We start from the raw sequence: 21,869 nt of genomic DNA on the forward strand, positions 1-21,869 counted from the left end.
CCCACTCACTCCTTGTTGTCGAGCTTGGCGCGGAGCAGGGCGCCCAGCGAAGTGGTGCCCGCGTTCTCGCGCTCGTTGCTCTGCGACAGGCGCTGCATGGCTTCCTGCTGCTCGACGTTGTCCTTGGCCTTGATCGACAGCTGGATCGAGCGCAGCTTGCGGTCGACGTTGATGATCATGGCGTTGACCTCGTCGCCTTCCTTCAGCACGTTGCGCGCGTCTTCCACGCGGTCGCGGCTGATCTCGGACGCCCGCAGGTAGCCGGTCACGTCCGGCGTGAGCTGGATCTCGGCGCCGCGCGGGTCCACCGACTTGACGGTGCCGTTGACGAGGGCGCCACGGTCGTTCAAGGTGGTGAAGGTGGCGAACGGGTCACCGTCCAGCTGCTTGATGCCCAGGCTGATGCGCTCGCGCTCGACGTCGATGGCCAGCACCAGGGCCTCGACTTCCTGGCCCTTCTTGTAGTTGCGCACGGCCTGCTCGCCCGGCTCGTGCCAGGACAGGTCGGACAGGTGCACCAGGCCGTCGATGCCGGCCGACAGGCCGACGAAGACGCCGAAGTCGGTGATCGACTTGACCGGGCCCTTGACGCGGTCGCCGCGGTGCACGTTGGCCGCGAACTCCTCCCAGGGGTTCGGCTTGCACTGCTTCATGCCCAGCGAGATGCGGCGCTTGTCCTCGTCGATCTCCAGCACCATGACCTCGACTTCCTCGCCGAGGGAGACCACCTTGGCGGGCGCGACGTTTTTGTTGGTCCAGTCCATCTCGGAGACGTGGACCAGGCCTTCGATGCCGGGCTCGATCTCGACGAACGCGCCGTAGTCGGCGATGTTGGTGATCTTGCCGAACAGGCGCGTGCCGTTGGGGTAGCGGCGCGACACGCCGTGCCACGGGTCGTCGCCCAACTGCTTGATGCCCAGCGAGACGCGGTTCTTCTCGGCGTCGAACTTCAGCACCTTGGCGCTCAGTTCCTGGCCCACCTGCACCACCTCCGTCGGGTGGCGCACGCGGCGCCAGGCCATGTCGGTGATGTGCAGCAGGCCGTCGATGCCGCCGAGGTCGACGAAGGCGCCGTACTCGGTGATGTTCTTCACCACGCCGTGCACGATGGCGCCTTCGGTCAGCGTCTCCAGCAGCTTGGCGCGCTCTTCGCCCATCGAGGCCTCGACCACCGCGCGGCGCGACAACACGACGTTGTTGCGCTTGCGGTCGAGCTTGATGACCTTGAACTCCATCGTCTTGCCTTCGTACGGCGTCAGGTCCTTGACCGGACGGGTATCGATCAGCGAGCCGGGGAGGAAGGCGCGGATGCCGTTGACGAGGACGGTCAGGCCGCCCTTGACCTTGCCGGAGACGGTGCCGGTGACGAATTCGCCGGACTCTAGCGCGTTCTCCAGGCTCAGCCAGGAGGCCAGGCGCTTGGCCTTGTCGCGCGACAGGATGGTGTCGCCGTAGCCGTTCTCGAAGGCGTCGATGGCCACCGAGACGAAGTCGCCGACCTGGACCTCGAGTTCGCCCTGGTCGTTCTTGAACTCGTCGATCGGGATGTAGGCCTCGCTCTTCAGGCCGGCGTTGACCACCACGAAGCTGTGCTCGACGCGGACGACTTCGGCGGAGATGACCTCGCCGGCGCGCATGTCGTTGCGCTTCAAGCTGTCTTCGAACAGGGCGGCAAAGGATTCGCCGCCCTGGGTGGCGGTTTGGGTATCGGGCATGGAGGGGTTTCCTGGTGCCGGTTGGCGGCCGGCGGGGCATGCAGCCGGGCGGCTGCGGTTGGTTGGTCAGAACCGGCCGAATGCGACGTCAACCGACGGTCGACGCCCAAGGCGCCGGGCTCGTGAGTGGCCTCGTCGAGCGCCCGGCCGGGCCCGCCCTTGCCGGACCCGCTCCGCGCGCTGCCGGGCGCACGGGCAAGTTCAGAAAGGGTTGCGCTGCGCCCACCAACCCAGCACCGTGGCCACCGATTCCTCGATGGTCTGGGCGGAGTTGTCGAGCAGCACCGCGTCCTCGGCCGGCTTCAAGGGGGCGACGGTGCGGTTGCGGTCCCGCTCGTCGCGCGCCTCCAGGTCGGCACGGAGGTCGGCGATTCTAGCAGCCTGCCCCTTGTCCAGCAATTGGCGGTGCCGCCGCTCGGCCCGTTGCGCCGCGCTGGCGGTGAGGAACACCTTCAGCGGCGCGTCCGGGAAGATGACGGTGCCCATGTCGCGGCCGTCGGCGACGAGCCCCGGCAGGCGCCGGTGCCCGAGCTGCAGGTCGTTCAGCGCCTGCCGCACCGGCGGGTAGGCGGAGATGCGAGAGGCGAGGCTGCCCACCGCCTCGTCGCGCAGCCGGTCGGTGACGTCCTCGCCGTCCAGCCACAGCCGGGTGCCGGCGAAGCGCAGCGACAGCCCGCGGGCCACCGCCGCCAGGCCGGACGGGTCGTCCGCCGCCACGCCGGCGCGCAGCGCGGCCAGCGCGGTCACCCGGTAGAGCGATCCGGAATCCAGCGTGTGCCAGCCCAGCGCCGCCGCCACCGCGCTGGCCAGCGTGCCCTTGCCGGACGCGGTGGGCCCGTCGATGGTGATCACCGGGATGTCGGCGGTGTTGGCCCGCGCAAGGCCGAACAGCGTCTCGAAGTAGTCGGGGAAGGTCTTCGCCACGCAGCGTGGGTCGAGGATGCGCACCGGCAGTCCGGGCGAACGGCCGCCGAGGCCGTTGAAGGCGGCCAGCGACAGGCACATCGCCACGCGGTGGTCGTCGTAGGTGTGGATGGCGGCGCGGCGCCACTGCGCCGGCGGGGTGACGGCGATCCAGTCCGCGCCTTCGTCCACCGCGGCGCCGAGCTTGCGCAGTTCGGTGGCCATGGCGGCGATGCGGTCGGTTTCCTTCACCCGCCAGCTGCCGATGTTGGTCAGCCGCGTCGTGCCGTCGGCGTACAGCGCCATCACCGCCAGCGTCATGGCGGCGTCGGGGATGTGGTTGCAGTCCAGCGTCACCGCCTTCAGCGGCCAGGCGCCGCGGTGCACCTCGACGTGGTGGTCGTGCAGGCCGACGGCCGCGCCCATGGCGGCGGCGGCGTCGAGGAAGCGCACGTCGCCCTGGATGCTGCGCCGTCCGATGCCGCGGATGACCACCGGGTCGTGTGCGTCGGCCGCCAGCGCGCCGAGCGCGACGAAGTAGGAGGCCGACGAGGCGTCGCCCTCCACGTGCACCTCGCCGGGCGAGCGCAGCCGGCTGCCGGCGGGGAGGGTGAAGCGCTGCCAGCCTTCTTCGCGCACTTCGACGCCGAAGCGGCGCAGGAAGTCGAGCGTGATGGCAATGTAGGGTTTGGAGATGAGCTCGCCGTCCACCTCGACGACGATGTCGTGGTCGGTGCTGACCAGCGGCAGCGACAGCAGCAGGCCGGTGAGGAACTGGCTGGAGACGTCGCCGCGCACGCGGATCGGCGCGCGCAGCGACAGCGAATGCGGCCGGCCGTCGCCCAGTTCCAGCGGCGGGAAGCCCGGCTGGCCGAGGTCGCGGATGGCGCAGCCCAGTGGCCGCAGCGCATTGACCAGGTCGCCGATCGGCCGCTCGTGCATGCGTGGCACGCCGTAGAGCTCGAAGCGGCCGCCCTGCGCGCTGGCCAGCAGCGCCAGCGCGGCGGTGAGCGAGCGCGCCGAGGTGCCGGAGTTGCCGAGGAAGATGCGCCCCTCGCGCACCGCCAGCCGGCCGCCGAGGCCGCTGACGGCGACCGTGCCGCCGGCTTCGCGCACCACCTCGCAGCCCAGGGTGCGCAGCGCGTCGAGCATCACCTGGGTGTCGTCGGACTCCAGCAGGTCGTGCAGCCGGGTGCGGCCGTCGGCGAAGGCCGCCAGCAGCAGCGCGCGGTTGGAGATGCTCTTGCTGCCCGGCAGCTGCACCGTGCCGCCGGCGCGCGCAGCGGCGGCAGGTCGAGGAAGGGAATCGAATACATCGGGTCAACCGTCGACAGGGGCGGTCAGCGCGGCCCGCCATGGCGCGGCGCGTTCATCTGCCAGTCGGCGCGGTCCTGCGACGCCTGACGGATCATCTCCTCCAGCGCCTCGGCATTGCCCGAGCGCATGACGTGCTCCAGCGCGTCCAGCGCGTGGCGGAAGCGCTGCGACTGCTTCAGCACCTCCTCCCGGTTGGACAGCAGGATGTCGCGCCACACCGTCGGCTCGCTGGCGGCGATGCGGGTGAAGTCGCGGAAGCCGGGGCCGGCCAGCGACAGGAAGTCGCGGCCCGCCGGCTGCCGCGCCACCGCGCCGAAGAAGGCGAAGGCCAGCAGGTGCGGCAGGTGGCTGACGGCGGCGAACGCGGCGTCGTGGTTCTCCGGCGTCATCTTCAGCACCTGGGAGCCGACGGCGGACCAGGCGTCGGTGGCCTTCTGCACCAGCGCGGCGTCGGTCTGCGGCAGCGGCGTCAGGATGACCTGCCGGCCCTGGTAGAGCTGCGCGTCGGCGTGGTCGATGCCGGCCACCTCCTTGCCGGCGATCGGGTGCGCCGGCACGAAGCTGGTGACCCGGTCCTTCAGCACCCGGCGGGCGGCGTCGACCACCTCGCGCTTGGTGCTGCCCACGTCCATGAACAGCACGCCCGGCTCGACGAGGTGGCGGATGGCCTTGAAGGTGGACTCGCTGGCCGCCACCGGCACGGCGATGAGCACGATGTCCGAGCCGGCGACCGCCAGCAGCGCGGACTCGGCGACGACGTCGATCACGCCCAGCTTGCGCGCCCGCTCGGTGGTGGACGGCGACTTGCTGTAGCCGACCACGCGCTTGACCAGCCCGGCGCGCTTCAAGGCCAGCGCGAAGGAGCCGCCCATGAGGCCGCAGCCGATCAACCCGAGTTGATTGAACATCAGGCCAACGCGACCGGCCGGTCGCCGGGCCGCCCCAAGGCCGGCCAGCTCCCTTTGGGGGGCAGCGAACGGAGTGAGCGTGGGGGCCGACATCAGTGCACGTCCAGGGGATAGGTGCCGAGCAGCTTGAAGAAGGCGCAGACGGCGCGCAGTTCCTTCAGCGCGGCGGCCACGTGCGGCTGGTCCGGGTGGCCCTGCAGGTCGATGTAGAAGTAGTACTCCCACTGGCCGGAACGGGCCGGCCGCGACTCGAAGCGCGACATCGACACGCCGTGCGCCTTCAGCGGCACCAGCATGTCGTGCACCGCGCCGGGACGGTTGGTCACCGAGACCACGAGGCTGGTGCAGTCGTGGCCGGAGGCCCCCGGCCGCGGGTGCCGGTCGGGGTGGGTGACGATGACGAAGCGGGTTCGGTTGTGCGCGTCGTCCTGGATGGCGGGCGCGACGATGTGCAGGCCGAACTCCGCGCCGGCGCGTTCGCTGGCGATGGCCGCCAGCGACGGGTCCAGCGAGGCCAGCCGCGCGCCTTCGGCATTGCTCGACACCGGCCGGCGCTCGACCGCGGGCAGGTGGTTGGACAGCCAGCCGTGGCACTGCGCCAGCGCCTGCGGATGCGCGCACACCGCCTGGATGCCGTGCAGCGAGGTCTCGGTGCGCAGCAGGTTGTGGCGCACCGCCAGGCTGGTCTCGCCGATGATGAACAGCGGCTCGGTGAGGAAGAGGTCGAGCGAGCGGGCGATGACGCCTTCGGTCGAGTTTTCCACCGGCACCACGCCGAAGTCCGCCGCGCCGGCGCTGGTGCTGCGGAACACCTCGTCGATGCTGACGCAGGGCACCTTGGCGATCGACGAGCCGAAGTAGCCCAGCGCCGCCTGCTCGCTGAAGGTGCCGGCCGGGCCCAGGTAGGCGACGCGGGTGGGCGTCTCCAGCGCCCGGCAGGCGGACATGATCTCGCGCCAGATCGGCGCCACGCTCTCGGTCTTCAGCGGACCGCCGTTGGCCGCCTTCAGCCCGTCGATGACCTGGGCTTCGCGCTCGGGCCGGAAGACCACCGAGCCCTCCTGCTTCTTGATCTCGCCCACCGCCTGCGCCAGTCCGGCGCGGCGGTTGAGCAGCGCGAGCACCTCGCGGTCGACGGCGTCGATCTGTTCGCGCAGGGCGGCCAGGGGAGGCGGCGTGTCAGCCATGGCGGGCGGCGAAGTCCTTCATGTGGTCGACCAGGGCCTGCACGCCTTCCAGCGGCATGGCGTTGTAGAGGGAGGCGCGCATGCCGCCCACCGACTTGTGGCCCTTCAGCTGCAGCAGGCCGCGTGACTTGGCCTCGGCCAGGAACGGTTCGTTCAGCCGTTCGTCCTGCAGGAAGAAGGGCACGTTCATGCGCGAGCGGGCGTCGGCCGCCACCGGGTTGCGGTAGAAGCCGCCGGAGCCGTCGATGAAGCGGTAGAGCAGCGCTGCCTTGTCGGCGTTGCGCCGCTCGACGGCGGCCAGGCCGCGCAGGCCGGCGTACTCGACGCCGTGCAGCCACTCGAACACCAGCCCGGTGACGTAGATGGCCCAGGTCGGCGGCGTGTTGAACATCGAGTCGTTGGCCGCCACGGTCTTGAAGTCGAAGGCCGAGGGGCAGATGTCCAGCGCACGGCCGAGCAGGTGGTCGCGCACGAAGACCAGCGTGACACCGGCCGGCCCGACGTTCTTCTGCGCGCCGCCGAAGGCCAGCCCGAGCCGCGACCAATCGATCGGCCGGGACGCCATGTGCGAGGAGATGTCGGCCACCAGCGGCGCGTCGCAGCCCAGCGCCTTCAGGTCGGGCAGTTCGTGCATCTCCACGCCGTGGATGGTCTCGTTGCTGCAGACGTGCACGTACGCCGCGCCCTCGCGCAGCCGCCAGGTCGCGGCGGGCGGCAGGGTGGTGTGCCCGTCGGCCTCGTTGCTGGCGGCGGTGTGCACGTCGGCGTAGCAGCGGGCCTCGGCGCGCGACTTCACCGACCAGGAGCCGGTGACCACCACGTCGACCTCGCCGCCCTGCGACAGGTTCATCGGCACGATGGCGTTCTCGGCCAACGCGCCACCCTGCAGGAACAGGATGTGGACGTCGTCCGGCACCTGCAGCAGGTCGCGGATGTGCTGCTTGGCCGCCGCGTGGATGGCGAGGAACTCCTTGCCGCGATGGCTCATTTCCATCACGCCCATGCCGCTGCCCCGCCAATCGAGCATCTCGGCCGCGCAGCGCTGCAGCACGGCTTCCGGCAGCGCGGCCGGCCCGGGCGAAAAGTTGTACGGCCGGGTCATGACCTCACTTCTTGGCCGGGGCCTGGGCCGGGGAAGAGGCCGCGCCGGACGCCGGCACCGCCGCCCGCAGCCGCTTGTCCAGCGACTGCTCCAGCGCGCGCACCTTGGGCTCGACCACCGGGCGCGCCTCGGCCACCAGCTTCTCCGTCAACGACCGCTGGGCCTCGGGCAGCATCTGCTGGTACTTGCGGAAGATGGGCGACTCCAGCCAGGTGGCGAGCTGCTTCAGCTCGTCCTCGCTGAAGCGCTCCTCCAGCAGCGGGCCGAGGATGCCAGGAGCCAGCTTCGCCGCACGCTCGCGCACCTGCGGCGCCGTCTCCTCGACGTACTTGCGGATGTCGGCCTGCATCTCGCGCGCCAGCGCCTCGCGCTTGTCCGGCGGCACCGCCTGCAGCACCTGGCCGGCACGCTGGCCGAGCTGCGCGGCCGGCTGCTCGGCCAGGCTCTGGCCCAGCGCCTCGATCGCCGGCAACTGGCCCTTGACCACCCGCTGCGCCAGCTCCTTCTTGGCACCGCCCTCGGCGGGAGCGGACTGGGCCGCGGCGGCCAGGGGCAGGGTCAGCAGGCCGGCGAGGGCCACGCCACGCCAGACGGCGCGCGACACGGGATGGATCTTCAAGAGGTACTCCTTCATTCGGTGCTGCCGGCGTCCGCCTCGGGATCGGCCGGCGCATCGGTGTCGGCCGCGGCGTCGTTCTCCACGATGCGCTGCAGCCCGGTGAGCTTGGACCCGTCGTCCAGGGCGATCAGCGTCACGCCCTGGGTGGCACGGCCCAACTCGCGGATCTCGGCGACGCGGGTGCGGACCAGCACGCCGCGGTCGGTGATGAGCATGATCTCGTCGGTCGGCCGCACCAGGGTGGCGGCGACGACGCGGCCGTTGCGCTCGCTCTGCTGGATGGCGATCATCCCCTTGGTGCCCCGGCCGTGCCGGGTGTACTCGGCAATCGGGGTGCGCTTGCCATAACCGTTCTCGGTGGCGGTGAGCACGCTCTGCAGCTCGTCCTCCGCCACCAGCATGGCGATCACCCGCTGGCCCTCTTCCAGCGCCATGCCGCGCACGCCGCGCGCGCCCCGGCCCATCGCCCGCACGTCGTTCTCGTCGAAGCGCACCGCCTTGCCGCCATCGGAGAACAGCATCACGTCGTGGTGGCCGTCGGTCAGGGCGGCGCCGATCAGGTGATCGCCCTCGTCCAGGTCGACGGCGATGATGCCGGCCTTGCGCGGGTTGCTGAACTCGTCCAGCGCCGTCTTCTTCACCGTGCCCAGCCCGGTGCACATGAACACGTAGTGGTCGGCCGGGAAGGTGCGGAACTCGCCGGTCAGCGGCAGCACGACGGTAATCTTCTCGTCGGGCTGCAGCGGGAACATGTTGACGATGGGCTTGCCGCGCGAGGCGCGGCCGCCCTGCGGCACCTCCCACACCTTGAGCCAGTAGACACGGCCCCGGTTGCTGAAGCAGAGGATCCAGTCGTGGGTGTTGGCGATGAAGAGCTGGTCGACCCAGTCGTCTTCCTTCGTCACCGTCGCCTGCTTGCCGCGGCCGCCGCGGCGCTGGGCCCGGTACTCGGCCAGCGGCTGGCTCTTGATGTAGCCGGTGTGCGACAGCGTCACCACCATGTCGGTGGGGGTGATCAGGTCCTCGGTGCCGAGCTCCTGCGCGTTGTGCTCGATGTGCGTGCGGCGGGCGCCCACCTTGGTCTGGCCGAACTCGGTGCGCAGCGTGGTGAGTTCGTCGCCGATGATGGCGGTGACGCGCTCCGGCCGGGCGAGGATGTCGAGCAGGTCGGCGATCTGGGTCATCACCTCCTTGTACTCGCCGATGATCTTGTCCTGCTCCAGGCCGGTCAGGCGCTGCAGGCGCATCTGCAGGATTTCGCCCGCCTGGTCGTCCGACAGCCGGTACAGGCCGTCTGCCTGCAGGCCATAGTGCAGCGGCAGCCCCTCGGGCCGGAAGGCCTGGCGGCCGCCGGCGGTCTGGCCCTCGGCGCGGGACAGCATCTCGCGCACCAGCGAGGAGTCCCACGCCTGGTTCATCAGCGCCTGCTTGGCCACCGGCGGCGTCGGCGACTCGCGGATGATGCGGATGAACTCGTCGATGTTGGCCAGCGCCACCGCCAGGCCTTCGAGCACGTGGCCGCGCTCGCGCGCCTTGCGCAGCTCGAACACGGTGCGGCGGGTGACCACCTCGCGGCGGTGCTCGAGGAAGATCTCCAGCAGCTGCTTGAGGTTGCACAGCTTGGGCTGGCCGTCGACCAGCGCCACCATGTTCATGCCGAAGGTGTCCTGCAGCTGCGTCTGCTTGTACAGGTTGTTGAGCACCACCTCGGGCACTTCGCCGCGCTTGAGCTCGATCACCACCCGCATGCCGGACTTGTCCGACTCGTCCTGGATGTGGCTGATCCCCTCGATCTTCTTCTCGTTGACGAGCTCGGCGATGCGCTCGAGCAGCGTCTTCTTGTTCACCTGGTACGGGATCTCGTCGACGATGATCGCCTGGCGGTTGCCGCGGTCGATGTCCTCGAAGTGGCACTTGGCCCGCATCACCACCTTGCCGCGGCCGGTGCGGTAGCCCTCGCGCACGCCGGCCAGGCCGTAGACGATGCCGGCGGTCGGGAAATCCGGCGCCGGCACGATCTCCATCAGCTCGTCGAGCGTGGCCTGCGGGTGCTTCTGCAGGTGCAGGCAGGCGTCAACCACCTCGTTCAGGTTGTGCGGCGGGATGTTGGTGGCCATGCCGACCGCGATGCCGCCCGAGCCGTTGATCAGCAGGTTGGGCAGGCGGCTGGGCAGGACCAGCGGCTCCTTCTCGGAGCCGTCGTAGTTGGGCCCGAAATCGACCGTCTCCTTGTCGATGTCGGCCAGCATCTCGTGCGCCACCTTGGCCAGGCGGATCTCGGTGTAGCGCATGGCGGCGGCGTTGTCGCCGTCCACCGAGCCGAAATTGCCCTGGCCGTCGACCAGCATGTGGCGCAGCGAGAAGTCCTGCGCCATGCGCACGATGGCGTCGTACACCGACTGGTCACCGTGCGGGTGGTATTTACCGATGACGTCGCCGACGATGCGCGCCGACTTCTTGTACGGCCGGTTCCAGTCGTTGTTCAGCTCGTGCATCGCGAACAGGACGCGGCGGTGCACCGGCTTCAGCCCGTCGCGGGCGTCGGGCAGCGCCCGGCCGACGATCACGCTCATCGCGTAGTCCAGGTAGGACCGGCGCATCTCCTCCTCGAGGCTGACGGGGAGGGTTTCCTTGGCGAAGGGGTTCATCGAGAGCGGGGAGGGTGTGGCGCGCCGTGCGGACTCGGCACGGCCGCTGCCAGCACGGGCGGGGGCGTGAAGCTGTGATTCTAAAGGTCGAGTCCTGTAGCTCCTGAGCAACACCGATTCGGGTGCCACCAGCCCTCTCCGTCAAAAACCCTTGCACTTGACGGCCCGATGGCACAATGCCCCGTCCGCGGTGATGCCCTTGACAGGGTTTTGCCAAGCTATTGCCGCTTTTCGATTTGGACGTTTCGCAGGCATCTGCGGCTTTCCTTGAGAGGAGAATCATGAAGAATCTGAACAAAGTAGCCGTGCTGTTCGCATCGGCGGCCCTCGTCGCCCCGCTGGCTGCCTTTGCGCAGTCCAACGACAACTGGCGCGCGGGCGACGGCACGGTGTGGAAGAACGGCACGAACGAACTGTGCTGGCGCAACGGGTCCTGGACCCCCGCCACCGCCGACCAGCGCTGCGACGGCGCCATCCGCCCGCCGGCGCCGGCCCCCCGCCCCCGCGCCGGCCCCCCCGTGCCGCCGCCCCGGCGCCCGCGCCCGCCCCCGCGCCGGCCGCCGTCGTGCCCGCCGCGCCGGTGAGCGAGAAGGTCACCTTCGCCGCCGACACCTTCTTCGACTTCGACAAGGCCACCCTCAAGCCGGAAGGCCGCGCCAAGCTGGACGACCTGGTCAGCAAGACCCAGGGCCTGGCGCTGGAAGTGATCATCGCCGTCGGCCACACCGACTCGGTGGGCACCGACGCGTACAACCAGCGCCTGTCGGTGCGCCGTGCCGAAGCGGTCAAGGCCTACCTGACCAGCAAGGGCATCGAAGCCAACCGCGTCTACACCGAAGGCAAGGGTGAGAAGCAGCCGGTGGCCGACAACAAGACCACCCAGGGCCGTGCCCAGAACCGCCGGGTGGAAATCGAGGTCGTCGGCACCCGCACCAAGCGCTGACGCCTCGTGCAGCCCGCCCGCGCGGGCTGCCGGCAAACCCCGCCTCGGCGGGGTTTTTTTTTTTTGCGGACCCGCCGGCGCGGCGCCTGTCCCGTCGCTTTACGATGCCGCCATGACCCCCTCCAACGTCGACCCGCAGGAACTCGCGAAGTTCAGCGATCTGGCCCACCGATGGTGGGACGCCGACAGCGAATTCAAGCCGCTGCACATGATCAACCCGCTTCGGCTGGAGTGGATTGACCGCCTGGCGACGCTGGCCGGCAAGCGGGTGCTGGACGTGGGCTGCGGCGGCGGGTTGCTCGCCGAGGCGATGTCGCGGCGGGCCGTCGAGGTGCTCGGCATCGACCTGGCCAGCAAGCCGTTGAAGGTGGCGATGCTCCATGCGATGGAGGCCGGGGCCGACCGGGTGAGCTACCGGGAGGTGGCCGCCGAGGCGCTGGCCGCGGAGGCGCCGGCGTCCTTCGACGTCGTCACCTGCATGGAGATGCTGGAGCACGTGCCGCAGCCGGCCGCCGTGGTGCAGGCCTGCGCCGACCTGGTGAAGCCGGGTGGCTGGGTCTTCTTCTCGACGATCAACCGCAACGCGCAGGCCTTCCTGTACGCCATCGTCGGCGCCGAACACCTGCTGCGCCTGCTGCCCAAGGGCACCCACGAGTACGACCGCTTCATCCGGCCGAGCGAGCTGGCGCAGTGGTGCCGCGCGGCCGGCCTGGCGCTGCAGGAGACCCGGGGGCTGGAGTACAACCCGCTGACGCAGCGCTACCGGCTCAGCGGCAACACGCGAGTGAACTACCTGGTGGCCTGCCAGCGAGCCGCATGACCGCGATGGGACCCGGTCCGTCGCCGATCCAGGCGGTCCTGTTCGACCTCGACGGCACCCTCATCGACAGCGCGCCCGACCTGGCCGCCGCCGCCAACGCGATGCGGACCCGGCGCGGCCTGCCGCCCTTGCCCTACCCGCGCCTGCGGCCCATGGTCGGCACCGGCGCCCGCGGCATGGTGGGCGCCGCCTTCGGGCTCGCGCCCGGCGACGAGCACTTCGACGCGCTGAAGGACGAGTTCCTGGCGACCTATGCCGACGGGCTGCTGCAGGCCACCGGCGTGTTCGCCGACATGCGGCCGGTGTTGCAGGCCCTGGACGAGCGCGGCCTGCCGTGGGGCATCGTCACCAACAAGGTGGAGCGTTTCACCCGCCCGATCGTCGCCGGTCTGGGACTGGACGACCGCGCCGCGGTGCTGGTCTGCGGCGACACCATGCCGCGGGCGAAGCCGCATCCCGACCCGCTGCTGGAGGCCGCTCGCCGCCTGGGCGTGCCGCCGGCGGCCTGTGTCTACGTGGGCGACGACCTGCGCGACGTCCAGGCGGGTCGCGCCGCCGGCATGGCGACCCTCGCCGCCGCCTGGGGCTACCTGGGCGAGGCCGAGCCGATCGGCGCCTGGGGTGCCGACGCGGTGCTCGAACGTCCCCACGCGCTCTTGCAATGGCTGCGCATGCCCTAAACTCAGCGGTTCCTCCTGGGGCCGACCTGGTTTCGACGTGGGTACGGATCCGGCGCAGGGCATGCCGAGCACCAGTTCGCTCGTAAATCCATCTGGAAACAAAGTAACTGCGAACGACGAACGTTTCGCCCTCGCCGCTTAACACCGGTGAGCTTCTCAACGGCAGGCCGATGGGCCGGGCCGAAGATCGCAAGATCCTAGGCTGAGAAGTCATTCACATCGGCTGGCGCTGCATCGGGTCACTTGGTGCAGCGTGAGACCTAGGTGACTGGCCCCTCCCGCAGCGTGTGCCTGCGCGGCGGTGGGGCGAGACTCAAACCAGAGCACTAAGCATGTAGAACTGTCCGGTGATGGCTTGCGGACGCGGGTTCGATTCCCGCCGGCTCCACCACTCTCGATCGGCTGCCAGGGGCAGCCGATCCCCTGACCACGCTGGGGAAGTAGATCTCCAGCACCAGTTCGGGCTCCCGGCTTTCCACCACCAGCAGGCCCTGCGCCAGTTCGGCGCTCGATTCGAACCAGCCGCAGCCGCGGTAGCGGTCCTCGGCATCCTCGAGGAGGGCCGGGTCGGCGGCGGGGCCGTCGGTGGTGCTGGCGTTGGGGCTGGTCATGGCGTTCCTCCTGTCGATGGCCGCCATGGTGGCCACGGCACCGCCCGTCGCCCATCGCCCCGCGGCGGGTGTTTCGGGGGAGGCGGCGGGTGCCCTCGCCGGAGGGCGCTCCACCGGGGGGTCGGACAGGTCACCCCACCCGCACCACGATGCGGCCCCGCACGCTGCCGGTCATGAAGCGCTCGGCGGTGGCCGGCGCCTGGTCCAGGCCGATCTCCTCGACCCAGGGCGCCAGCAGGCCGAGGTCGAGGTCGGTCGACAGCCGCTGCCAGGCGCGCTCCCGGCGCCCCAGCGGGCACAGCACTGAGTTCACGCCGAGCAGCCGCACCCCGCGCAGGATGAAGGGCGCCACGCTGCCGGGCAGGTCCATGCCCTGCGCCAGGCCGCAGGCGGCCACCGCGCCGTTCTGCTTCATTTGCGCCAGCACGTTGACCAGCGTGTGCGACCCCACGCTGTCGACCGCCACCGCCCAGCGTTCCTTCTGCAGCGGCTTGGCCGACGGCGCGGACAGGGTGGCGCGGTCGAGCAGCCCGGTCGCCCCCAGCCGCTTCAGGCCATCGGCCTCGGCGGGCTTGCCGGTGGCGGCGGTGACCTGCCAGCCGTGGCGCGACAGCAGGGCGATGGCAATGCTGCCCACGCCCCCCGAGGCGCCGGTGACCAGTGCCTCGCCCTGCGCCGGCGTCATGCCCGCCTCCTCCAGCGCCATCAGGCACAGCATCGCGGTGTAACCCGCGGTGCCGATGGCCATGGCGTCGCGGGCGCTCATGCCCGGTGGCCGGTGCTGCAGCCAGTCGGCCTTCACCCGCGCCCGCTGCGCCAGACCGCCCCAGTGGCCCTCGCCGACGCCCCAGCCGTTGAGCAGCACCTCGTCGCCCGGCTTGAAGCGCGGCGACCGGCTGTCGAGCACGGTGCCGGCGAAGTCGATGCCCGGCACCATCGGGTACTGCCGCACGATGGGGCTGCGCCCGGTCAGCGCCAGCGCGTCCTTGAAGTTGAGGGTGGAATACGCCACCTGCACCGTCACCTCGCCCTCGGGCAGGGCGTCGTCCTCCAGCGCGGCCAGCCGCACCGTCTGGGCCTCGCCCGCCTTCTCGCCGGCCTTCTCGATCAGCAACGCCTGGAACATGCCGTCTCCTTTGGTTCTGCAGCCGGTCGATCCTAGCCACGCACCGGACTTCGCGCTGTCGCCTGTGGACGTGGCGCGCACGCTCGTCGGCTGGCGCTTCTTCATCGACGGCGTCGGCGGCGTCATCGTCGAGACCGAGGCCTACCACGAGGACGACCCGGCGTCGCATTCCTACGCCGGCCGCACGGCGCGCAACGCGGCGATGTTCGGTCCGCCGGGTCATGCCTACGTCTACCGCTCCTATGGCCTGCACTGGTGTCTCAACTTCGTCTGCCGGCCGGCGGGCGAGGGCGCCGGGGTGCTGCTGCGCGCGCTGCAGCCCACCGCCGGGCTGGGCCGCATGCGCGAGCGCCGCGGCCTGGACGACGAGCGCCTGCTGTGCGCCGGCCCGGGCCGCCTGGGCCAGGCGCTCGGCGTGACGCGCGCGCTGGACGGCCTGCCGCTGCATGCGCCGCCCTTCACCCTCGAGCCGCCGGAGCGGCCGGCCGAGGTCGCCTGCGGTCCGCGCATCGGCATCCGCACGGCGGTGGACCAGCCCTGGCGTTTCGCGCTCGCCGGCTCGCGGCACCTCAGCCGGCGCATCTGAGGCCGTCGGTGCTGCGGGCACGGGCGCTGCCTTGAGCCCGCTCGTGCCACCCGCCCCCGAGCCCGCCGCCACCCACTTCGACGTGCTGCCCCGCTTCGACGGCGTGCGGCGCATCGCCGTGCTGCGCGCGGGTGCCGTCGGCGACGTGGTGGTCGCCCTGCCGGCGCTGCAGTCGCTGCGCGACGCCTACCCCGACGCGCACCTGCTGCTGCTGGCCAGGCCCTGGGCGCACGACTTCCTGCGCGGCCGGCCCGGGCCGGTGGACGAGGTGCTGGTGCTGCCGGCCGTGCCGGGCGTCACGGCGGCGCCGGACGCGGACGGGTGTGCCGCCGACGCCGTGGTGGCCGCGCTGCAGTCCCGCCGCCTCGACCTCGCGCTGCAGCTGCACGGCGGCGGCCGCCACAGCAACCCCTTTGTGCTGCGGTGGGGCGCGCGCCACACGGTGGGCCTGCGCAGCGCGGACGCCGTACCGCTCGAGCGCTGGCTGCACCATGACGACGAGCCCCACCCGGAGGCGCTCCGGCTGCTGGAATGCGCGGCGCTGGCCGGGGCGCCGCCGGCCGGCCTGCTGCCGCGGCTGGCCCTGCGCGCCTGCGACCTCGACGAAGCCACGGCCGTGGTGCCGCCCGACGGCCGACCCCTCGCCGTGCTCAATCCCGGCGCCACCGACGTGCGCCGGCGCTGGCCGCTGGCCGCGTTCGCGGAGGTGGGCCACGCGCTGGCCGCGCGCGGCCTGGCGCTCGCCGTCAACGGTGGCCCGGACGAGGCGGCGCTGACGGCGCAGCTCACCGCCCGGCTGCCCGCCGGCACCCGGGACCTGGCCGGACGGCTGTCGGTGGGCGGCCTGACGGCGCTGCTCGCCCGCGCCCGGCTGCTGCTGTCCAACGACACCGGACCGGTGCACCTGGCGCAGGCGGTGGGCACGCCCACGGTCAGCGTGTTCTGGATCGGCAACCTGCGCAGCTGGGGGCCGACCGCGGTCGGCCGGCACCGCGTGGCGGTGTCGTGGCGGCTGCACTGCCCGTCCTGCGGGTTGGAGAACGTCTCCCAGCGCTGCCGCCACGACGACTCCTTCGTCGCCGACGTCACGGTCGACCACGTGCAGCGGCTGGTCGACGCGCTGCTGGCCGAGTCCGGCGCAAGCCCCCACTGACGCCCTCGGTCGGCCGCCGTGCCGGTGCGATGCCGTAGCATCCGCGCCGTTTTCCAAGAGACCCCGCACGGGAGCAGGAGCGCGACATGGCCATGGACGTGGTGGACTACGAGATCAAGGGCAGCGAGATGCAGTTCGTCGAGGTCGAGCTCGACCCCGGCGAGGCGGCGGTCGGCGAGGCCGGCAGCATGATGTTCATGGACGCCGGCATCGCCATGGACACCGTGTTCGGCGACGGCCGGCAGGGCGCCGGCGGCGGCCTGTTCGGCAAGCTGCTGGGTGCCGGCAAGCGGCTGCTCACCGGCGAGTCGCTGTTCACCACCGTCTACAGCAACCAGGCGACCGCCAAGCAGCGCATCGCCTTCGCCGCGCCGTACCCCGGCAAGATCCTGCCGATGGACCTGGCCCGCCTGGGCGGCATGCTGATCTGCCAGAAGGACTCGTTCCTCTGCGCCGCGCGCGGCGTGTCGCTGGGCATCTACTTCCAGCAGAAGCTGTCGGTGGGCTTCTTCGGCGGCGAGGGCTTCATCATGCAGAAGCTCGAGGGTGACGGCCTGGCCTTCGTGCACGCCGGCGGCAGCGTGCTCAAGCGCGAGCTGCAGCCGGGCCAGACGCTGATGGTCGACACCGGCTGCGTGGTCGCCTTCACGCCCAACGTCAACTTCGAGATCCAGTACGTCGGCAAGATCAAGACGGCGCTGTTCGGCGGCGAGGGCCTGTTCTTCGCCAAGCTGACCGGGCCGGGCACGGTGTGGCTGCAGAGCCTGCCGTTCTCGCGGCTGGCCTCGCGGGTGTTCGCCGCCGCACCGCAGACCGGCGGCTCGCGCGAGGAGGGCTCGGTGATCGGCGGCCTGGCCGGCGGCGGCCTGCTGGGCGGCATCCTCGGCGGAGGCGACGACGACTGAGGGTTTTGCGAGGCAGCCCTGGCCTTTGGAAGGGGGCCGCCCGGCGACAATCGCAGCTTCGCCTGCTGGAAGTTCGTCCGTGACCGTTGCATCCCCCCTGCGCCGCCTCTTCCACCGCCGTGCCCTGGCCCTGGCCGCCGGTCTCGGTGGGGCGGGGTTCGGCGCCCGCGCCCAGCCGGTCGCCGGCGGGGCGTCGGCTCCCGGGGCTGCCACGGCCACTGCGCGGCCGCCGGTCTTCGTGCTCAATTCGCTGGACGCCAGCGTCAGCGTGATCGATCCGGCGACCTGGACCGAGACCCGGCGCATCCCCACCGGCAAGGAACCGCACCACCTCTACCTCACGCCGGACGAGAAGTCGCTGCTGGTGGCCAACGCGCTCAGTGATTCGCTGACCTTCATCGACCCGGTGACGGCGGCGGTGCAGCGCACCGTCACCGGCATCCTCGACCCCTACCACCTGCGCTTCTCGGCGGACATGAAGTGGTTCGTCACCGCGGCGAACCGGCTCAACCACGTCGACATCTACCGCTGGCAACCGCAGGCGGCCGAGCCGCTGCTGCTGGCCAGGCGCATCGCCACCGCGCGCACGCCCAGCCACCTGGCGATCGACAGCCGCAGCACGGTGGTCTATTCGACGATGCAGGACAGTGACGAGCTGATCGCCATCGACCTGGCCACGCAGGCGCCGCGCTGGAAGGTGCCGGTGGGCAAGATGCCGGCGGACCTGTACCTCACGCCCGACGACCGCCACCTGCTGATCGGCATGACCGGCGACGAGGTGGTCGAGGTCTACGACGTGTCCGGCACCACGCCGGCGCTGGTCAAGCGGCTGAAGACCGGCGCCGGCGCGCACGCCTTCCGCGCCCGCGGCGACCGCCGCCACGTCTTCGTCAGCAACCGGGTGGCCAACACCATCGGCCTGGTCGACATCCAGCGCTTCGAGGTGGTCGCGACCTACCCGGCCCCGGGCGGCCCGGACTGCATGGACTTCATGTCCGACAACCGCACGCTGCTGGTCACCTCGCGCTGGGCGCGCAAGCTCACCGTCATCGACACCGAGACGCGCCAGGTGGTGCGGCAGGTGCCGGTGGGCCGCTCGCCGCACGGGGTGTGGACGCTTGCGCATGCCGGGCGCGTCTAGGGTCCTGGTCGGGCTGCTGCTGGCCGGCGCCCTGGGGCCCGCGGCCGCCGCGGCGTGCCGGAAGCCGGTCTACCTCACCTTCGACACCGGCCACATGGGCGTCGCCCCCTGATCGCCGACGTGCTGAAGCGCGAGCAGGTCAAGGTCACCTTCTTCCTCGCCGCCGAGCCGACGCAGGACGGCGGCCACAGCCTGGACGACCGCTGGGCGCCGTGGTGGCGCGAGCGCGCGGCCGAAGGCCATGCCTTCGGCTCCCACACCTGGGACCACCTGGTCTGGCAGGCCGACGCTCCCGACGGCCGCTTCCGCTTCAAGGCCACCGCGCTGCGCCCGCCGACGGTCCAGACGTTGGACGCCGCGGCCTACTGCGAGCAGCTGCGCCGACCGGTCGAACGCCTGCGCGCCATGACCGGCCAGGCCGCGCTGCCGCTGTACCGCGCCCCGGCCGGCCGCACCTCGCCCGCACTGCTGAAGGCGGCCAAGGCGTGCGGCTTCGCCCACGTCGGCTGGTCGCCGGCCGGTTTCCTCGGCGACGAGCTGCCCAGCGACCGCCATCCCAACGACGCGCTGCTGGCCAGGGCGCTGCGCGACGTCCGCGCCGGCGACATCCTCGTCGCCCACCTGGGCATCTGGTCGCGGCAGGATCCGTGGGCGCCGGCGGTGCTGCGGCCGCTGCTGCAGGGACTGAAGTCGCGCGGCTTCTGCTTCGCCACGCTGGCCGAGCATCCGATGTCCACCGCCGCGCCCGCGCCGCGTTGACCTGTTCGGCATGAACCTGCTGTCCGCCCCCCTCGACGCGCTGGCCGACGCCTTCGGCCAGGCGCAACAGGCGCTGTACGAAGGCGTGGTGCAGCCGCTGCTCTTCGCCCTCGGCGAGGCCAGCGCGATGGAGGACGCCTACGCCGGCACCGGCTGGCTGCTGGTCGGCCTGATCCAGATCGGCCTGATGGTGCTGCTCATGGGCTGGCTGGAGCGGCGCTGGCCGGCCGAGCCGCTGCAGGACCGCCAGGCCGTGCGGGTGGACATGGCCTACACCCTGCTGCACCGGCTGGGCCTGTTCCGGCTGGTGCTGTTCTTCACCATCGACCCGCTGCTCGACGGCCTGCTCGGCCGGCTGCGCACCGCCGGGCTGCCGACGCTGCACGTGGACGCGCTGTGGCCCGGCGTCACCGACGGCGCGCTGGTCAGCTTCCTGATCTACCTGCTGCTGTTCGACTTCATCGACTACTGGCTGCACCGGGCGCAGCACGGCTGGCGCTGGTGGTGGCAGCTGCACGCGCTGCACCACAGCCAGCGGCAGATGACGATGTGGAGCGACAACCGCAACCACCTGCTCGACGACCTGCTGCGCGATGTCGTCTTCGTGGTGGCGGCGCTGGGGGTGGGCATCGGGCCCGGGCAGTTCGTCGGCGTGATCGCGGTGACGCAGCTGCTGGAGAGCCTGTCGCATGCCAACACCCGGCTGAGCTTCGGTCCGCTGCTGTCGCGCGTGCTGGTCAGCCCGCGCTTCCACCGCCTGCACCACAGCATCGGGGACGGCCACGAATCGCGCGGGCCGGGCAGCCTGGGCGGCCGCAACTTCGGCGTGCTGTTCTCGTTCTGGGACACGCTGTTCCGCAGCGGCGACTTCTCCGACCGCGTCGGCCCCACCGGCATCCGCGACCAGCTGCCCGAGCACGGCGCCCGCGACTACGGCCGCGGCTTCTGGGCCCAGCAGTGGCTGGGGCTGAAGCGGTTGTTCTCATGACCCGCGGGCCGGGCGCCGGGCCGCTCCCGAGCCGGCCCGTATCCCTGCGGCGGATCGGCCGGCGCGCCCGTCGGACGAGGGGCTGACATGACCCTCCTCGTCGATTCGTTCTGGCGCGCCACGCTGTACTGCCTGCACCCGCGGGTGGTGCTGCTGTCGCTGCTGCCGCTGCTGATCGCGGCCGGCGGTGCCGGGCTGCTGGGCTGGTTCTTCTGGGAGCCGGGTCTCGATGCGGTGCGCGACGCGCTGGCGTCGTGGTCGCTGGTCGCCGCCGTGCTCGGCTGGCTGGACGCCGTCGGTGCTGGCGGCTTCCGCAGCGTGCTGGCGCCGCTGGTGGTGGTGGCGTTGTCGGTGCCGGTGATCGTGCTGGTCACGCTGCTGCTGGTCGCCACGCTGATGACGCCGGCGCTGACCCGGCTGGTGGCCGCGCGCCGCTTTCCCACGCTGGAACGCCGCCACGGCGCGGGCCTGTGGCAGGGGCTGGCGGTGTCGCTGGGCTGCACGCTGCTGGCCCTGCTGGCGCTCATCGCCACCCTGCCGCTGTGGCTGGTGCCGCCGCTGGCCCTGGTGCTGCCGCCGCTGATCTGGGGCTGGCTGGGCTACCGCTGCTTCAGCTTCGAGGTGCTGGCCGACCACGCCGACGCCGCCGAACGCCGCGCGCTGGTGGCCGAGCACCGCTGGCCGCTGTGGGGCATCGGCATCGCCACCGGCCTGCTCGGCGCGGCACCCTCGCTGCTGTGGGCGGCCAGCGCGCTGGCCCTGGTCTTCGCGCCGCTGCTCATCGTGGTGTCGGTCTGGCTGTACACCCTGGTCTTCGCGTTTTCGGCGCTGTGGTTCGCGCACTATGCGCTGGCCGCACTGGCACGCCGCCGCGCGGCGGCCGCCGCCAGCCCCGCCGCAGCGCCCCCCGCCGTCCCCACACCACTCGAGCAACTGCCCACCCCATGACCATCGGCCTCATCATCGTCGGCGACGAGATCCTGTCCGGCAAGCGCGAGGACAAGCACCTGAAGAAGGTGATCGAGCTGCTCACCGCCCGCGGGCTGTCGCTGGGCTGGGCCCGCTACGTCGGCGACGACCGGCCGTCGATCACCGCGGCGCTGAAGGACGCCTTCGCGGGCGGCGACGTGGTCTTCAGCTGCGGCGGCATCGGCGCCACGCCGGACGACCACACCCGCCAGTGCGCGGCCGCCGCGCTGGGCGTGCCGCTGGCGCTGCACCCCGAGGCCAAGGCGCTGATCGAGCAGCGCATGCGCGACATGGCGGCCGAGCAGGGCCAGACCTTCGACCCCGACCGCGAGGACAACCGGCACCGCCTCAACATGGGCGTGTTCCCCGAAGGCGCCGCCATCATCCCCAACCCGTACAACAAGATCCCGGGCTTCTCGGTGGGCAACGTGTTCTTCGTGCCGGGCTTCCCCGTCATGGCCTGGCCGATGATCGAATGGGTGCTGGACACCCGCCTGGCCGACCGGCACGGCAGCGAGCGTCAGGGCGAGCGGTCGTTGATCGTGCAGGGCGCGATGGAGGCGGCGCTGACGCCGCTGATGGAGGCGGTCGAGGCGCGCTTTCCCGGCGTCAAGGTCTTCAGCCTGCCGAGCGTGGACCACCCCCGGTGGGGACGGCACATCGAATTGGGCGTCAAGGGCGCGGCGGCATCGCTGGCCGAGGCCTATGACGTGCTGCGCGCCGGCGTGCTGGCCGAGGGCGGTCAAATCAGCGCCGAGATGGTGCGTGCAGATGCACCTAACTGACGCG

16 protein-coding genes, 1 other RNA gene and 3 pseudogenes are annotated in these 21,869 nt (G+C 71.5%); 12 read left to right on the forward strand and 8 right to left on the reverse strand.

The window, feature by feature from the left end; genetic code table 11:
• Window positions 1-5 precede the first annotated feature (5 nt).
• From rpsA to gyrA, 7 genes and pseudogenes are all read right to left on the reverse strand, one after another.
• Window positions 6-1,715: a 30S ribosomal protein S1 gene (rpsA, locus tag LRS07_RS09975; protein WP_260501766.1), complete on the reverse strand. Its 1,710-nt coding sequence runs from the start codon at window positions 1,713-1,715 to the stop codon at window positions 6-8.
• Window positions 1,716-1,916: 201 nt separating this feature from the next.
• Window positions 1,917-3,934, reverse strand: a pseudogene (locus LRS07_RS09980) (bifunctional 3-phosphoshikimate 1-carboxyvinyltransferase/cytidylate kinase).
• Between the two features lie 24 nt (window positions 3,935-3,958).
• Window positions 3,959-4,843, reverse strand: coding sequence for a prephenate dehydrogenase (locus tag LRS07_RS09985; protein ID WP_260501768.1), 885 nt, complete (start codon window positions 4,841-4,843; stop codon window positions 3,959-3,961).
• 92 nt (window positions 4,844-4,935) lie between these two features.
• Window positions 4,936-6,030 (reverse strand): prephenate dehydratase, encoded by a 1,095-nt coding sequence (gene pheA / locus LRS07_RS09990; protein ID WP_260501769.1) that lies wholly within the window; start codon window positions 6,028-6,030, stop codon window positions 4,936-4,938.
• Window positions 6,023-7,132, reverse strand: coding sequence for a 3-phosphoserine/phosphohydroxythreonine transaminase (gene serC, locus LRS07_RS09995; RefSeq protein WP_260501770.1), 1,110 nt, complete (start codon window positions 7,130-7,132; stop codon window positions 6,023-6,025). The genes pheA and serC overlap by 8 nt, the downstream gene beginning before the upstream one ends.
• 4 nt (window positions 7,133-7,136) lie before the next feature.
• Entirely contained in the window at window positions 7,137-7,751 is a 615-nt protein-coding gene (locus LRS07_RS10000) for a DUF2059 domain-containing protein (RefSeq protein ID WP_260501771.1), read from the reverse strand.
• 11 nt (window positions 7,752-7,762) lie between these two features.
• Window positions 7,763-10,399 (reverse strand): DNA gyrase subunit A, encoded by a 2,637-nt coding sequence (gene gyrA / locus LRS07_RS10005; RefSeq protein WP_260501772.1) that lies wholly within the window; start codon window positions 10,397-10,399, stop codon window positions 7,763-7,765.
• 281 nt (window positions 10,400-10,680) lie between these two features.
• On the opposite strand from gyrA, the pseudogene ompA reads away from it, so the two are divergent.
• The 4 genes and pseudogenes from ompA to ssrA all read left to right on the forward strand — a co-directional run bounded on the left by ompA (window position 10,681) and on the right by ssrA (window position 13,233).
• A pseudogene (gene ompA / locus LRS07_RS10015) lies at window positions 10,681-11,342 on the forward strand (outer membrane protein OmpA).
• A 112-nt stretch (window positions 11,343-11,454) separates the two neighbouring features.
• The gene (gene ubiG, locus LRS07_RS10020; RefSeq protein ID WP_260501773.1) at window positions 11,455-12,162 is read left to right on the forward strand and encodes a bifunctional 2-polyprenyl-6-hydroxyphenol methylase/3-demethylubiquinol 3-O-methyltransferase UbiG; all 708 of its coding nucleotides are present in this window, start codon (window positions 11,455-11,457) and stop codon (window positions 12,160-12,162) included.
• Between the two features lie 5 nt (window positions 12,163-12,167).
• Window positions 12,168-12,842, forward strand: a complete 675-nt coding sequence (gph, locus tag LRS07_RS10025) for a phosphoglycolate phosphatase (RefSeq protein ID WP_260501774.1) — start codon at window positions 12,168-12,170, stop codon at window positions 12,840-12,842.
• Between the two features lie 17 nt (window positions 12,843-12,859).
• Window positions 12,860-13,233: a transfer-messenger RNA gene (gene ssrA, locus LRS07_RS10030) on the forward strand.
• A gap of 350 nt (window positions 13,234-13,583) precedes the next feature.
• On the opposite strand, the gene acuI is transcribed toward ssrA, so the two are convergent.
• The gene (gene acuI, locus LRS07_RS10035; RefSeq protein WP_260501775.1) at window positions 13,584-14,579 is read right to left on the reverse strand and encodes an acrylyl-CoA reductase (NADPH); all 996 of its coding nucleotides are present in this window, start codon (window positions 14,577-14,579) and stop codon (window positions 13,584-13,586) included.
• Here acuI and LRS07_RS10040 point away from each other — a divergent pair.
• The 8 genes and pseudogenes from LRS07_RS10040 (at window position 14,578) to LRS07_RS10075 (ending at window position 21,865) form a co-directional block, all read left to right on the forward strand.
• Window positions 14,578-15,165 carry a DNA-3-methyladenine glycosylase gene (locus LRS07_RS10040; protein WP_260501776.1) on the forward strand — a complete coding sequence of 196 codons (588 nt, stop codon included), beginning with the start codon at window positions 14,578-14,580 and terminating at the stop codon, window positions 15,163-15,165. The genes acuI and LRS07_RS10040 overlap by 2 nt on opposite strands.
• Window positions 15,166-15,208: 43 nt before the next feature.
• Window positions 15,209-16,318, forward strand: a complete 1,110-nt coding sequence (locus LRS07_RS10045; RefSeq protein WP_260501777.1) for a glycosyltransferase family 9 protein — start codon at window positions 15,209-15,211, stop codon at window positions 16,316-16,318.
• Window positions 16,319-16,404: 86 nt separating this feature from the next.
• A complete protein-coding gene (locus LRS07_RS10050) occupies window positions 16,405-17,223 on the forward strand; it encodes a TIGR00266 family protein (protein WP_260501778.1) in 819 nt (272 codons plus the stop codon).
• A 130-nt stretch (window positions 17,224-17,353) separates the two neighbouring features.
• The gene (locus LRS07_RS10055; protein WP_409450640.1) at window positions 17,354-18,364 is read left to right on the forward strand and encodes a YVTN family beta-propeller repeat protein; all 1,011 of its coding nucleotides are present in this window, start codon (window positions 17,354-17,356) and stop codon (window positions 18,362-18,364) included.
• Window positions 18,348-19,123: pseudogene (locus LRS07_RS10060) on the forward strand (polysaccharide deacetylase family protein). The gene LRS07_RS10055 and the pseudogene LRS07_RS10060 overlap by 17 nt, the downstream one beginning before the upstream one ends.
• A 10-nt stretch (window positions 19,124-19,133) precedes the next feature.
• On the forward strand, window positions 19,134-20,111 hold the full coding sequence (locus tag LRS07_RS10065; protein ID WP_260501779.1) for a sterol desaturase family protein: 978 nt from the start codon (window positions 19,134-19,136) through the stop codon (window positions 20,109-20,111).
• An 87-nt stretch (window positions 20,112-20,198) separates the two neighbouring features.
• Complete coding sequence (locus tag LRS07_RS10070; protein WP_260501780.1) at window positions 20,199-21,059, forward strand: EI24 domain-containing protein; 861 nt, start codon at window positions 20,199-20,201, stop codon at window positions 21,057-21,059.
• Window positions 21,056-21,865 (forward strand): competence/damage-inducible protein A, encoded by an 810-nt coding sequence (locus LRS07_RS10075; protein WP_260501781.1) that lies wholly within the window; start codon window positions 21,056-21,058, stop codon window positions 21,863-21,865. The genes LRS07_RS10070 and LRS07_RS10075 overlap by 4 nt, the downstream gene beginning before the upstream one ends.
• The last annotated feature ends 4 nt before the right edge of the window (window positions 21,866-21,869 follow it).

The organism is Aquabacterium sp. J223, from assembly GCF_024666615.1.
Taxonomy (GTDB): Bacteria; Pseudomonadota; Gammaproteobacteria; order Burkholderiales; family Burkholderiaceae_C; genus J223.